12 protein-coding genes and 1 riboswitch are annotated in these 13,218 nt (G+C 64.7%); of the genes, 2 read left to right on the forward strand and 10 right to left on the reverse strand.

Annotation, left to right across the window (positions count from 1 at the left end):
* Nucleotides 1-480: hypothetical protein (locus A3736_RS17495; protein ID WP_067680503.1), on the forward strand; the 480-nt coding region annotated here is incomplete at its 5' end.
* A gap of 131 nt (nucleotides 481-611) precedes the next feature.
* Nucleotides 612-1,400, forward strand: coding sequence for a hypothetical protein (locus tag A3736_RS06260; RefSeq protein WP_156502015.1), 789 nt, complete (start codon nucleotides 612-614; stop codon nucleotides 1,398-1,400).
* 27 nt (nucleotides 1,401-1,427) lie between these two features.
* Here A3736_RS06260 and A3736_RS06265 read toward each other — a convergent pair whose 3' ends face one another.
* The 10 genes from A3736_RS06265 to A3736_RS06310 all read right to left on the reverse strand — a co-directional run bounded on the left by A3736_RS06265 (nucleotide 1,428) and on the right by A3736_RS06310 (nucleotide 12,856).
* Entirely contained in the window at nucleotides 1,428-2,057 is a 630-nt protein-coding gene (locus A3736_RS06265; RefSeq protein WP_067680510.1) for a trimeric intracellular cation channel family protein, read from the reverse strand.
* 4 nt (nucleotides 2,058-2,061) lie between these two features.
* Nucleotides 2,062-2,769 (reverse strand): PepSY domain-containing protein, encoded by a 708-nt coding sequence (locus A3736_RS06270; RefSeq protein ID WP_067680513.1) that lies wholly within the window; start codon nucleotides 2,767-2,769, stop codon nucleotides 2,062-2,064.
* A gap of 169 nt (nucleotides 2,770-2,938) precedes the next feature.
* Complete coding sequence (gene lpdA / locus A3736_RS06275; RefSeq protein ID WP_067680516.1) at nucleotides 2,939-4,357, reverse strand: dihydrolipoyl dehydrogenase; 1,419 nt, start codon at nucleotides 4,355-4,357, stop codon at nucleotides 2,939-2,941.
* Nucleotides 4,357-4,707, reverse strand: a complete 351-nt coding sequence (locus A3736_RS06280; RefSeq protein ID WP_067680519.1) for a hypothetical protein — start codon at nucleotides 4,705-4,707, stop codon at nucleotides 4,357-4,359. Before A3736_RS06280 ends, lpdA begins: the two co-directional genes overlap by 1 nt.
* Before the next feature lie 5 nt (nucleotides 4,708-4,712).
* Nucleotides 4,713-5,972 (reverse strand): 2-oxoglutarate dehydrogenase complex dihydrolipoyllysine-residue succinyltransferase, encoded by a 1,260-nt coding sequence (gene odhB / locus A3736_RS06285; protein WP_067680522.1) that lies wholly within the window; start codon nucleotides 5,970-5,972, stop codon nucleotides 4,713-4,715.
* A gap of 12 nt (nucleotides 5,973-5,984) precedes the next feature.
* Entirely contained in the window at nucleotides 5,985-8,837 is a 2,853-nt protein-coding gene (locus A3736_RS06290; protein WP_067680525.1) for a 2-oxoglutarate dehydrogenase E1 component, read from the reverse strand.
* 79 nt (nucleotides 8,838-8,916) lie between these two features.
* Nucleotides 8,917-9,807, reverse strand: a complete 891-nt coding sequence (gene sucD / locus A3736_RS06295) for a succinate--CoA ligase subunit alpha (RefSeq protein ID WP_067680528.1) — start codon at nucleotides 9,805-9,807, stop codon at nucleotides 8,917-8,919.
* A 110-nt stretch (nucleotides 9,808-9,917) separates the two neighbouring features.
* Nucleotides 9,918-10,880 carry a malate dehydrogenase gene (gene mdh, locus A3736_RS06300; RefSeq protein ID WP_067680531.1) on the reverse strand — a complete coding sequence of 321 codons (963 nt, stop codon included), beginning with the start codon at nucleotides 10,878-10,880 and terminating at the stop codon, nucleotides 9,918-9,920.
* Between the two features lie 307 nt (nucleotides 10,881-11,187).
* The gene (locus A3736_RS16650) at nucleotides 11,188-11,469 is read right to left on the reverse strand and encodes a hypothetical protein (RefSeq protein WP_233999278.1); all 282 of its coding nucleotides are present in this window, start codon (nucleotides 11,467-11,469) and stop codon (nucleotides 11,188-11,190) included.
* Between the two features lie 163 nt (nucleotides 11,470-11,632).
* Entirely contained in the window at nucleotides 11,633-12,856 is a 1,224-nt protein-coding gene (locus tag A3736_RS06310) for a cell wall hydrolase (protein ID WP_233999280.1), read from the reverse strand.
* A gap of 121 nt (nucleotides 12,857-12,977) precedes the next feature.
* Nucleotides 12,978-13,168, forward strand: a riboswitch (cobalamin riboswitch).
* The last annotated feature ends 50 nt before the right edge of the window (nucleotides 13,169-13,218 follow it).

Below are 13,218 nucleotides of genomic sequence, written 5' to 3' on the forward strand. Positions count from 1 at the left end.
TATCGCGAGCGCGATCGCGGCATCGATGCGGGCGACGTCATCGCGGGTGCTCTCATCATCGGTGGGATCGCCGCCGTCGCTTCGGCCGCCAAGAAGGATCGTTACGACGATCGCTATCGCACGCGCGGCTATGGCTACGATTATGATCGCCAGTATGACGACCGGTACGACCGCCGTTACAATCGCGGGTATGACAACGGCCAGCGCGCAGTTCAGCTTTGCGCCGCCGCCGTCCAGCGCGATGTGCGCCGCTATGGCTATCGCTACGCCAATGTGACCGGGATCCGCGATGTCGATCGCGAACGGTACGGTTACGAGGTTAAGGGCCGTCTGGTCGTCGATGGGCAGCGTGGCTACGGTCGCTATGATCGTTACGACCGTCGCAATTATCGTCGTGGTGACGAAGGCAAGTTCAAATGCGACGTCTCGCGCGGTCGGGTGGTCGATATCGACTATAGCGGCATTCGCGGACTGCGTTGATCCGGCGCGGACTTGGCACCTATGGCGCGAACGAGGCGGTTCAGGCATTATCCAGCCCGAACCGCCCATTCGCGCAAGCATTTCCATTTCGAACTGCGCGCTGTGGGGCGCGAAGAGGTTAGGGCAACGGCATGATGATGAAATCGAAGACAGCTTGCGGTGCGGCGCTGATCGCCGCGCTTTCGCTTTCCGCCAGTCCGGCTAGCGCGGCGGACATGGCGCCCGCGTTCGGTTCATCCGCCGTCGCCGCCTCCGCCAGCTGGTCCCCTGATGCGGAGAGCACGGCCTATTACGGGCGTTATTACGATCCCTACCGCTATCGCCATCGCCGCAATCGCGTGGATGCGGGCGACGTGATTGCCGGTGTGCTGATCCTCGGCGGGATCGCCGCAGTCGCCAATGCGGTAAAGGATTCCAACCGCAACGAGCGCTATCGCAATCGCGATTACCGCGACAATCGGGATCGCGACTATCCCTATCGCGATCCGGACGTGACTGGGATCGACCGCGCCGCATCTATGTGCGTATCCGCCATCGAACGCGATGCGCGGGTGGAAGCGGTCGACAGCGTGGATCGTACCGCAGCAGGCTGGACGGTAAGCGGTCGCCTGTTCGACGGGCAGGGCTTCACCTGCTCGATCGGCGCGGATGGGCGGATCGATGCCGTGGACTACGGCGCGAGCGCGAGACCCTACGGAACCGGCTATGAAGCCACCGGATACGAAGCGCGCGCCTATTCCGGGCCGGACAATCAGTTGGACGATGATCGCTATCGTGCCGCGCGGGCCGATATCGAGGCGCGCGGGGGCTATGCCGTCGTATCGAATGCCGATCCCGTCTTGCAGAGCCCGCCGCCCGACGGCCCGGTTCCGTCCTATCCCGGCGGTCCGCTGCCGGGCGACCCCGATTACGGCGACTGACGCTTTCGCGCCTTTGCGGCGCGCCGCCTATTCCTCGCCGCGATCGCGATAGGCGGGCAGGGCCAGCTGCCACTGGATCGCCGCCGCGCGAAGGGCATAGCCGGCCGCGCTTGCAATGATCCACACCGGCACGCGCGGCAGGTTCAGCATCTCGCCGATCACGGCCAGCGTCGCCGACAGGGCGGCTGCCGTAACGTAAAGTTCGGGCCGCATGATGATCGACGGGCGGCCTGCGATTACGTCGCGGATGATGCCGCCGACCGTCCCCGTCACCACGCCCATCAGCACCGCCGGGATCGGCGGGACGCCATAGCTCATCGCCTTGGCGGCCCCGAGCACGGCATAGGCGGTCAATCCCAATCCGTCGGCAAGGTCGAGCAGGCGTCCCTCCCACCAGCGCGTGGGTGTGAACCATGTCAGCAGAGCCGTGGCGAGACAGGCGGACGCCACCAGCGGATGGTCGATCCAGAACACCGGGGCCCCGATCAGAAGGTCGCGCACCGTCCCGCCGCCCACGCCGGTGACGAGCGCGAAGAACGCCATGGTGACGAAGGTCTGCTTCTCCTTGGCAGCGACTAGCGCGCCGGTGAGCGCGAAGATCGCGACACCGGCTATGTCGAGCCAGTCGAGCAGCGGCGTGAGGATAATTTGGTCCATGGTGTCAGCCGCGCGGAACCTTGATTCGCGCCTTGCGCCGCCTGAACAGCAGCACGCAGCCGATGACCGATCCGATCGCGCCGAGCGCGGCGAACAGGATCAGGATGGGATGGCTGGTATCCTCGCGCGTCTCCAGATCCATGATGTGGAGGCCCCAGACGAAATCGAACAGCCGCCACCAGCGCGTCCGCACTGCTTCGATCCGGGCCGTGTCGGCGCCGACATAGACGTGCGTCCCGTCCGGCATCGCCACCTGCCACACCGGCATGGGGCGGCGGAAATCGAAGGGTACGTCATCGGCTTCGAAGAAGCGTGCCGGGGGCGGAGATCCGGCTTGAACGCCGGAAATCGTGGTGCCCGCAACCGCGATGCCCTGTGCCTCGCGCATGGAAAGGCGGGGCAGGGCGCGCCCGGTCCGCGCATCGTAGCGCTGGACGCTGCCGTCGGCCTGCGTCGCCCATACGAGGGGAACGCCGTCGGGCGCGGCGATCTCGATCCGCTCGATCGTGCGTCCGCTCAGGTCGAGCGTTGCGGGGAGCGCGAACTGCGCGGGCAGGGTCTTGTCGATCTGGGACGTATCCGCGCGCAAATGGGCGCCGCGCACGGTCTCGATCGGGCGCGCGACCATGACGAGGCCGGTTACGGTCCACATGACGAGTGGCAGGCCGATCAGCCAGCCGAGCCAGATATGCCAACGGGCGAGACGTCTCATGACGCGATTCCCTTCTGTTTCACGCGCGGCCCAAAGCGGGCCAGAGCCGCGAACGCAAGCCCGAACCCGAGCAGCGGCACTGCGCCGTATCCCTTAGGACGGAGACGGTAGCGCGGACGAAAACCGCATGTGTTGCAGCAATTCGCTGCAACGCATGCGTCTGGACCGATCAGATGTGGATGGGCTTGCCCTGCACAGCCATCGCCGCTTCCTTCATCGCTTCCGAATGGGTCGGGTGCGCGTGACAGGTATAGGCAATGTCTTCGCTGGTGGCGCCAAATTCCATCGCCTGCGTCGCCTGTGCGATCATCGTACCGGCAACGGTGGCGATCGCCCACACGCCCAGCACGCGGTCGGTTTCCGCATCGGCGATGACCTTCACGAAGCCGTCGGGTTCGTGATTGGTCTTGGCGCGGCTGTTGGCCATCATCGGGAATTTGCCGATCTTGACCTTGGACTTGTCGCCACCCGCCTGCTCGATCGCTTCTTCCGATGTCAGGCCGACACCGGCGAATTCGGGCAGGGTGTAAACCACGCCGGGGATGAGATCGTGATTCACGATACCCGTATGGCCCGCAATGTTCTCCGCACAGGCAATGCCTTCATCCTCGGCCTTGTGGGCGAGCATCGGGCCGGGCGCCACATCGCCGATGGCCCATACGCCGTCGACCGGCGTGCGGAAATCGTGATCGACTTCGATCTGGCCGCGCTTGTTGGTTTCGATGCCGATGTTTTCGAGGCCGAGCCCGTCCGTATTGGGACGCCGCCCGATCGAAACGAGCACGCAATCGGCTTCCAGCGTCTCGCTATCGCCGCCAGCGGCAGGCTCCAGCGTCAGCACGGCCTTGTCGCCCTTTACCTCGACGCCGGTAACCTTGGTCGAGAGGCGCAGTTCCATGCCCTGCTTCTTGAAGATCTTGCCCGCTTCCTTGCGGACTTCGCCGTCCATGCCGGGGAGCAGCTGGTCGAGAAATTCCACGACCACGACTTCGGCACCCAGGCGGTTCCAGACCGACCCCATTTCGAGCCCGATCACGCCGCCGCCGATGACGACCATCGTCTGCGGGACCTTCTGAAGCTCCAGCGCCCCGGTGCTGTCGACCACGACACCCTTGTCGTTATCGATCTCCACGCCGGGGAGTGGCGTTACCGAGGAGCCGGTGGCGATGATCACGTCCTTCGCCGTGACGGTCTCTTCGCCGACTTTGACAGTGTGCGCGTCCTGGAAGGTGGCGCGGCCCTTCTTCCAGTCGACCTTGTTCTTCTTGAACAGGAATTCGATTCCGCCGGTCAGGCCCTTCACCGCGTCGCGGCGCTGGCCGTGCATCTTTTCGAGGTCGAGCTTGGGGCTGACTTCGATGCCCATATCGGCCATCGCGCCATTCGCGGCGGCGTCGAAGAATTCGCTTGCGTGCAGCATCGCCTTCGACGGGATGCAGCCGACATTGAGGCAGGTGCCGCCCAGCGTCTCGCGGCTTTCCGCACACGCGGTCTTGAGGCCCAATTGCGCGGCGCGGATCGCGGCGACATATCCGCCCGGGCCCGCTCCGATGACGAGAACGTCGTAATCGTATTGGGTATCGCTCATCAGATGTCTGCCTCGTTAGTCGTGGTGGCGCCGATACCGAGTGCCTCGTCGGCGCATTGCGTCATGATGGTTTCGAGCGCGCTGGTGTCGCCCTGGGCGAGATCGACCACGCTCAATTCGGATTGCGCGCGGCGGCTGGCGCAGTCGCAGATCTGCTCGCTGACCGCGGTGTAATCGCCCGCGCCCATGCCTTCGACCTGCTCGACGCAACGCGCCTTCAACTGTGCGGTCAGGCCGCCGCTGCCTTCCGTCCCGGACTCGCCTGCGCCGACGCCCGCCTCGCCGCAGGCAGCGAGAGCGAGGGGCAGGGCAAGGAGGCCGAGCCTGGAGAGAATGCGATTACCGGCCATGGATATCACAGGTCGATGAGCATCCGGGTCGGATCCTCGATCGCTTCCTTGATGATCTTGAGCGCGGTCACGGCCTCGCGCCCGTCGATCAGGCGGTGATCGTAGCTGAGCGCGAGATACATCATCGGGCGGATCACGATCTCGCCATTCACGACGACCGGACGGTCCTCGATCCGGTGCAGGCCCAGCACGGCGCTCTGCGGCGGGTTGATGATAGGCGTCGACATCAGCGATCCGAACACGCCGCCATTCGAGATGGTGAAGGTGCCGCCCTTCATGTCGTCCATCGTGAGCGTGCCGTCCTTGGCGCGCTTTCCGAAGTCCGCGATGTCCTTCTCGATGCGTGCGAAGCCCTTGTCCTGCGCATCGCGGATGACCGGGACGACCAGGCCGTTGGGCGCGCTGACCGCCACCGAGATATCGACGTAATCGTGATAGACGATCTCGTCGCCCTCGATATAGGCGTTGGCGGCGGGCACATCCTTCAAGGCCAGGCAGGCCGCCTTGGCGAAGAAGCCCATGAAGCCGAGCTTGATATCGTGCTTCTTGGCGAAGAGGTCCTTGTACTTCTCGCGCGCTTCGATGACCGCGCTCATGTCGCAATCGTTGAAAGTGGTGAGCAGCGCGGCATTGTCCTGCGCGCCCTTGAGCCGCTTCGCGATCGTCTGGCGCATCCGGGTCATCTTGACCCGCTCTTCCTTGCGTTCGCCGGAAGCGGGAGCCGAAGAGGTCGCGGCCTGCGCTGGCGCGGCGTCGGCAATCGTGTCCGATCCGCTCTTCTTGGCCTTCGCCGCTGCTTCGACGTCTTCCTTGGTCAGGCGGCCATCGCGACCCGTGCCCTTGATGGTCGACGGATCGAGCCCGTGTTCGAGCACGGCGCGGCGCACTGCCGGGTTCAGCGCCTTGACCGCATCCGAAGGCGCATCCTTCGCCTGCGTCTTCGGTGTGTCACCGGAGCGTTCCTGCTGGCCTTCCTCGCGATCTTCCTTCGCGCGACCCGCTTCCTCGCCCTTGGCGGCGGGCGCGCCCCCTTCTTCGATGACCGCGATTACCGCGCCGACTTCGACCGTCTCGCCGACTTCGGCCTTCAATTCGCCCATCACACCCGCGACGGGGGAAGGCACCTCGACCGCGACCTTATCGGTCTCGAGGCTGGCGATCGGTTCATCGACCGCGACCGCGTCGCCGGGCTTCTTCAGCCATTCGCCGATCGTGCCTTCGGTGACCGATTCACCCAGGGTGGGGACAGTGATTTCCTTGGACATGCGTATCGGTCCTCAGGCCTTGTTGCTGGAAGTGTCTTGAGATTTGTCGCGAAGCGCGGCGCCGCCATCGTTGAGGCCCAATGCCATCGAGACGAGGCAGCGCTGCTGTTCCTCGTGCCTCTTGGCGAGGCCCGTGGCAGGCGATGCGGCGACTTCGCGCCCGGCATAGATCGGGCGCTTGCCCTGATGGCCGGACGCGGTCAGCGCGTCTTCGATCAGGCGATCGACGAAGAACCAGGCGCCGTTGTTCTTCGGCTCTTCCTGGCACCAGATCACCTCTTCGAGGTTTGGCATCCGGCCGAGGCGGGTCGCCAGCGGTTCGCCGGGGAAGGGATAGAGCTGCTCGATCCGAACGATCGAGACGTCTTCGAGGCCTTCTTCGTCGCGCTTCTGCATCAGATCGTAGGCGACCTTGCCCGAACACAGGACGAGGCGCTTGACCTTCTCGTCCGCGATTTCGGTCATGTCGGACTTGATCCGCATGAAATGCGTCTCGCCGGTGAATTCGCGCGCTTCGCTCTTGGCGAGCGGATGGCGCAGCAGGCTCTTGGGCGTCATGATGACGAGCGGCTTGCGGAACGATCGCAGCATCTGGCGACGCAGCACATGGAAGTAATTCGCCGGGCTGGTGATGTTGCAGACCTGGATATTGTCGTTCGCGCACAGCTGCAGGAAGCGTTCGAGACGCGCGGAGCTGTGTTCCGGCCCCTGTCCTTCATAACCGTGCGGCAACAGCATCACGAGGCCGTTGGCGCGCAGCCACTTGACCTCGCCGCTGGCGATGAACTGATCGATCATGATCTGCGCGCCATTGGCGAAATCGCCGAACTGCGCTTCCCACATCGTCAGGGTCTTGGGATCCGCCATGGCGAAGCCGTATTCGAAGCCGAGCACGCCGTATTCGGACAGGATGCTGTCATAGACTTCGAACTTGCCGTGCGGCAGCGTGGCGAGGGGAACGTATTTCTCCTCGTTTTCCTGATCGACCCAGATGGCATGCCGCTGGCTGAACGTGCCGCGCCCCGAATCCTGGCCCGACAGGCGCACGCCATATCCTTCGGTGACGAGGCTGCCGAAAGCGAGCGCTTCGGCGGTGGCCCAGTCGAACCCTTCGCCGCTGGAGAACATCTCCTCCTTGGCCTTGAGGACGCGGCCCAGAGTCTTGTGGATCGTCAGATCGTCAGGCACCGCGGTGAGCGTGCGGCCGAGACTGTCGAACAGCTTCTTCTCGATCGCGGTCTCGACATTGCGGCGCGCCGTTTCGGGATCGGCCGGCTTGTTGAGACCCGCCCAGCGTCCGCCGAACCAGTCCGCCTCGTTGGGCTCGTAATCCTTGGCGGTGGCGAAATCGTCTTCCAGCCGGTCGGTGAACTCGCCCCGGAGCTCGTCGGCGTAGCCGCTGTCGATCACGCCTTCGTCCTTGAGGCGCGTGCTGTAGAGCTCGCTGACCTTGGGATGCTGGCGGATTTCCTTGTACATCAGCGGCTGGGTGAAACTCGGCTCGTCGCCCTCGTTGTGGCCGAAGCGGCGATAGCACCACATGTCGATCACGATATCGCGTCCGAAAGTGTGGCGGTATTCGATCGCCAGCTTGCAGGCGAAAGTCACCGCTTCGGGATCGTCGCCATTGACGTGCAGGATCGGCGCCTGGACGCCCTTGGCGACGTCCGAGGGATAGGGGCTCGACCGCGCGAATTGGGGGCTGGTCGTGAAGCCGATCTGGTTGTTAATGATGAAGTGGATGCAGCCGCCGGTATTGTAGCCGCGCACACCCGACAGGCCGAAGCATTCCCACACGATGCCCTGGCCCGCAAAGGCGGCATCGCCGTGGATCAGCACGGGCAGGACCTGCTCGTGCTTCTTCAAATCGTCGCGAATGGCCTGCTGCGCGCGCGCCTTGCCGAGCACGACCGGATTGACCGCTTCGAGATGGGAAGGGTTGGGGACCAGCGACATGTGCACCGAAATTCCGTCGAATTCACGATCGGTGCTGGTGCCGAGGTGGTATTTCACATCGCCTGAACCGCCGACATCGTCGGGATTGGCGCTTCCGCCCGAAAATTCGTGGAAGATGACCTTGTAAGGCTTGGCCATCACGTTCGCGAGCACGTTCAGCCGGCCGCGATGCGCCATGCCGTAAATGATCTCGCGCACGCCCGACTGGCCGCCATATTTGATGACGGCTTCCAATGCCGGAATCATCGATTCCCCGCCATCGAGCCCGAAACGCTTGGTCCCGACATATTTCTTGGCGAGGAACTTCTCGAACTCCTCGCCGCGGATCACGGCGGCCAGGATGGCGCGCTTGCCTTCGTCGGTGAACTGGATCGTTTCGCCGGGGGATTCGATGCGGTCTTGGAGAAAGCGGCGCTCCTCCACATCGGCGATGTGCATGTATTCGAGGCCGACATCGCCGCAATAGACTTCACGCAGCCGATCATAGAGATCGCCCACGGTGACCCAGCCGAAGCCGAGCACGCCGCCGACGAAGACTTCGAGATCTTCCTGCCCTTCGAACCCGTGCCAGGCGAGCGTCAAATCGTCCGGCAATTCGCGATGCGAAAGGCCGAGCGGATCGAGATTGGCGGCCAGATGCCCACGCACACGGAAGCTGCGCACGAGCATCATGGCGCGGTTGGAATCGTCCGACGCCTTTTCGAGCGCCTTGTCGTCCACCGGCTTGCCCGCCGCTTTCGCGGCCTGCTGGACCGCGAGCTTCATCTGCGTGGGATCGAGCGCCTGGACCAGATCCGCACCGCTGTCGGCCACTTCGGACAGCCAGTTCGGATTGGCCCAGCTCGGTCCGGGTTGCGGCCCTTCCTGATCGCTCAGTTCGGGGATGAAGGACTGGTTCTCGTTACCCATTGTCACTCGCCTCTCACACCACCAATGCCCGGGTGGAGTAGACGGTCCCCCCGAACCGCCGGTTATGGTTCAGTCGCGCTTACGCCAGCTCTTTTAACATCGCGTCGAGCGTGGTGCCGAGCTCGCTAGGCGAGGGACTGACGCGGATACCCGCATCTTCCATCGCCGCGATCTTGTCGTCCGCGCCGCCCTGGCCGCCCGAAACGATAGCACCGGCATGGCCCATGCGGCGGCCCGGAGGCGCCGTGCGGCCCGCGATGAAGCCGACCATCGGCTTGTAACGGCCCTTGGCGCGTTGTTCCTTGATGAAGGCAGCGGCTTCTTCTTCCGCGCTGCCGCCGATCTCGCCGATCATGATGATCGACTTGGTGTCGTCGTCGTCGAGGAAGAGATCGAGCACGTCGATGAAGTTCGTGCCGTTGACCGGGTCGCCGCCGATGCCGACCGCAGTGGTCTGACCCAAGCCGACCATCGTGGTCTGGTGCACGGCTTCGTAGGTCAGGGTGCCGGAACGCGAAACCACGCCGACGCTGCCCTTCTGAAAGATCGAGCCGGGCATGATGCCGATCTTGCATTCGCCGGGCGTGAGGACGCCGGGGCAGTTCGGGCCGATCAGGCGCGACTTGGAACCCGTGAGGGCTGCCTTCACCTTCACCATGTCGAGCACGGGAATGCCTTCGGTAATCGCGACGATCAGGTCCATCTCGGCGTCGATCGCCTCGAGGATCGCGTCGGCGGCGAAGGGCGGCGGCACGTAGATGCACGATGCGGTCGCGCCGGTTTCGGCCTTGGCTTCCTTGACGGTGTTGAACTGCGGCAGGCCGATATGGTCGGTGCCGCCCTTACCGGGCGTCACGCCCGCAACCATCTGCGTCCCGTAATCGAGCGCCTGCTGCGTGTGGAAGGTGCCGGTGTTTCCGGTCATCCCCTGAGTAATGACCTTGGTGTTCTTGTCTACGAGGATGCTCATCGTTGGTCCTTTCGTCATCCCAGCAAATGCTGGGATCTCCCTCTGCTAGGTCGCGCCCTCCGGCACGAGGCCCCAGCTTGCGCTGGGGCGACGGATAATCTTGCGAGTGGTTACTTCAGGCTCTCGTCCAGGCCCTTGCAGGCTTCGAGCAATTCCTCGACCGCGTCGGTGCTGACCTTGAGGTTGGACTTCTCTTCGTCCGAAAGCTCGATCTCGATCACGTCCTCGGTGCCGCCTGCGCCGATCATGGTTGGCACGCCGACATAAAGGCCGTCGAGGCCGTATTTGCCTTCGACATAGCTGGCGCAGGGCAGAATGCGCTTCTGATCGCCCAGATAGGCTTCGGCCATGGCGATCGCGCTGGTGGCCGGGGCGTAATAGGCGGAACCGTTGCCGAGCAGGCCGACGATCTCGCCGCCGCCCTTGCGAGTGCGATCGACGATCTCGTCGATGCGGCTTTCCGAGACGCCTTTGATCTTGGCGAAGTCCTTAACCGGAATGCCGTTGATCGTGGTGTAGCTGGTGACGGGCACCATGGTGTCGCCGTGGCCGCCGAGGACGAAGGCGTTCACGTCCTTCACCGACACGTCGAATTCCCAAGCGAGGAAGGTGGCGAAGCGCGCGCTGTCGAGCACGCCGGCCATGCCGACGACCTTGTTGTGCGGCAGGCCGCTGAATTCGCGCAGCGCCCAGACCATCGCGTCGAGCGGGTTGGTGATGCAGATCACGAAAGCGTCGGGGCAGTTGTTCTTGATGCCTTCGCCGACGGCCTTCATCACTTTCAGATTGATGCCGAGCAGATCGTCACGGCTCATGCCGGGCTTGCGCGGCACACCGGCGGTTACGATCACGACGTCGGCGCCGGCGATGTCGGCATAGTCGTTCGTGCCGGTGATCTTGGCGTCGAAGCCTTCGACCGGGCCGCACTGGCTGAGGTCGAGCGCCTTGCCCTGCGGCATGCCTTCGGCGATGTCGAACAGGACGATATCGCCCATTTCCTTCTTCGCGGCCAAATGGGCGAGCGTGCCGCCGATCATGCCGGAACCGATAAGGGCGATCTTCTTGCGGGCCATCTATGTCCGTCCTTTAAAAACGCGGGACCGGCCTGCCTTCGATCGATCATCCAGCATGCTTGCCGGAGCGGTCGATCGAACCGGCGCAACCCCGCATCCCGCAAAGGCATCGCGCTCGGCAATTCGCCCTGCGACCTAGGCCGTGGAAACGGCGATTGCAACCGCTAACGATCTGTGCCTCAGAACTATCTTTGCGATTGGTTCGCAATCGCAATAAAGGCTCTGATTTATGCTCGGGGATGAGCGCGCCGCTACGGCAGCGCTATTTCTACGCGGAGGCTCGCGAGCGGTTCCCGTCCAGTGAGGACTACCCGGCAGAACGCGCTTCGAGCCTGTGCGCCAGGTCGGTCGCCAGCCGCCGGTCGAGCATCCGGCAGATGCCGAGCCACCAGTCGCAGCTGGTGCGGTCGCCATTGCGGAACGCATGCTCTGCTCGGTCGGAGGCTTCCCGGGCAGCGCGCAGGCCATGCTCCGACAAACAGTGGAGGGCCGCCGCCAGCAGTCGGTCCGAGCGCGCGTCCGGTTCGGGAGAGGCCGAACCGTTATCGTTGGCCGCTCTCCGGCGAGAGCCGGAGGCGCAAGGGCGCAACAGCGGCGATCGGCAGTTGAAACGTGCGGCGGCGAAAGGATTGGATATTTGGATGTGCGACCTCCCTTTGGGGCTCGCCGCGTATGGGGACAGGAGCGCTAATCATCCGTTCCGTGGCAGGGTTTCCAAGGCGTAAACCACTGCGATCGGGGAAAATTCCCGGTCAGCTGCCGGGCTTGCGGATCCACTGGCCGCTGCGCGCATATTCGGGCTTCACTGTGCCACCACTGGGCAGATTGTCGTCCACTTTCGGCTGCTCGGTTTCGACCGGCCCGGCCCCGCGCGGCGGAGCAAAGGCTTCGGCGGGGGAGGGCGGTTCGGACAGGGTGCGTCCGGCGACCGTAGGCGGCGTGGCCGGCGGAGACCCCGCCAGCTCGCGATCCAGTTCGCTCGGGACCATCGGATCGGGATCGCCCGCAAGGCGCGGTTTCGGCGCGGCAAGCGGTTCGCCGCCGCGATAGCTCATCGAGAACGCATCGGCGAGACCCTCGCGCCCCTTCCAGCGATAGAAGCGGTGCGCCCCGATCGATCCGATCATGTCGAGGCTGCTCGCCCAATAGGGATTGACCGCATGGGTGTGGTAATGGGTCGCCGTGCCGACGGGCGCGAAGACCTGGCCGGACAGAGCCGCCAGCGCCACCGATTGCGCCACCGCCCAGGGCCGTGCGGCGGGGCGCCGCTTGAGGCTGCCATCGCATGTAAAGCTGAACTGGCAGCCCGTGTGCCGCTCCGAACCCTGGAACACGACACCGCACACGCTTGCCGGATAAGCGGGGTGGGCCACGCGGTTGAGGACCACCTGGGCCACCGCCTGCTGGCCCGCATAGCTTTCGCTCGCCGCTTCGTAATAGACCGCCATGGACAGGCATTGCAGCGCGCGCGCCTTGTCGATGCCCGATCCGGCGGACTGGAAGGCGGGCGGGGCGGCGGCGCTGGCATCGGCGGGCAGGCGGCTGGCGGCGAATTGCACCGTGCCGTCCCGGTCGCCCGTCTCGCGCAATTCGTCGAAATCGAGCGCGAGGCGCGGCGCTTCTTCGAGGTAGTAGAAGGCGGAACCGGGGAAGCTGTATCCGGGACGCTCGAACGGCATCGGCGTGATCGCGGTGGCCCCCCGGTCGATCCCGAATGCCCGTTTCGCCAGCGCGTCCCATGATATCGGTTGCGCCAGCGCGGGCACTGCAACTGCGACCAGCAGTGCGCTGACAGCTGCGATCCGGCGGCGCGAGATCGGCTTGTCTTCGCTGGAGCCCGGTTCCACCGTAGCTCCCCCGCGCGCACGACCGCGCCCACGACCAAGGTGGCCCCGCCTGCGCCCCTGGGCGGAAGTGCCCCGTGATCGCTTTCCGGTTTCGAGCCCGGTCATGGGATTGCGTATGTCCTTATCCACCGATCCGCCGCCTTAGCAGCGCAAATCTTGCCTTAGCACTAATGCGCAGGCGGCACAGGAAGTAAGCATGGACAGGAAGGAATGCCAGCGGCGCTTGCCAGCACTCCGCGCCGCGCCTAAGGGCGCCGCCAGCGTCATGGGTTGCCGGTTCGCGCCGGCCTAAGAGGGAACGGGGTCCAATGCCCCGGCTGCCCCCGCAACTGTGACCGGGGAGCGATCCCGCCATACGCCACTGTGCCGCAAGGCACGGGAAGGCGGCGGGAAAGCGACGATCCGGGAGCCAGGAGACCTGCCCATGCGTGTCGTTCGGCCGCGGGCGGGGTGTACCGATGGCAGACGGGCGAGAGCCGCGCGATCCCGAT

The organism is Erythrobacter sp. HI0063 (genome assembly GCF_001635685.1).
In the GTDB taxonomy this organism is placed as follows: Bacteria; Pseudomonadota; Alphaproteobacteria; order Sphingomonadales; family Sphingomonadaceae; genus Qipengyuania.

Excerpts from the sequence above, each read along its gene's own strand:
- A3736_RS06260 (WP_156502015.1), top strand. The coding sequence starts at position 612 with ATGATGATGAAATCGAAGACAGCTTGCGGTGCGGCGCTGATCGCCGCG.
- A3736_RS06265 (WP_067680510.1), bottom strand. The coding sequence starts at position 2,057 with ATGGACCAAATTATCCTCACGCCGCTGCTCGACTGGCTCGACATAGCC.
- A3736_RS06270 (WP_067680513.1), bottom strand. The coding sequence starts at position 2,769 with ATGAGACGTCTCGCCCGTTGGCATATCTGGCTCGGCTGGCTGATCGGC.
- lpdA (WP_067680516.1), bottom strand. The coding sequence starts at position 4,357 with ATGAGCGATACCCAATACGATTACGACGTTCTCGTCATCGGAGCGGGC.
- A3736_RS06280 (WP_067680519.1), bottom strand. The coding sequence starts at position 4,707 with ATGGCCGGTAATCGCATTCTCTCCAGGCTCGGCCTCCTTGCCCTGCCC.
- odhB (WP_067680522.1), bottom strand. The coding sequence starts at position 5,972 with ATGTCCAAGGAAATCACTGTCCCCACCCTGGGTGAATCGGTCACCGAA.
- A3736_RS06290 (WP_067680525.1), bottom strand. The coding sequence starts at position 8,837 with ATGGGTAACGAGAACCAGTCCTTCATCCCCGAACTGAGCGATCAGGAA.
- sucD (WP_067680528.1), bottom strand. The coding sequence starts at position 9,807 with ATGAGCATCCTCGTAGACAAGAACACCAAGGTCATTACTCAGGGGATG.
- mdh (WP_067680531.1), bottom strand. The coding sequence starts at position 10,880 with ATGGCCCGCAAGAAGATCGCCCTTATCGGTTCCGGCATGATCGGCGGC.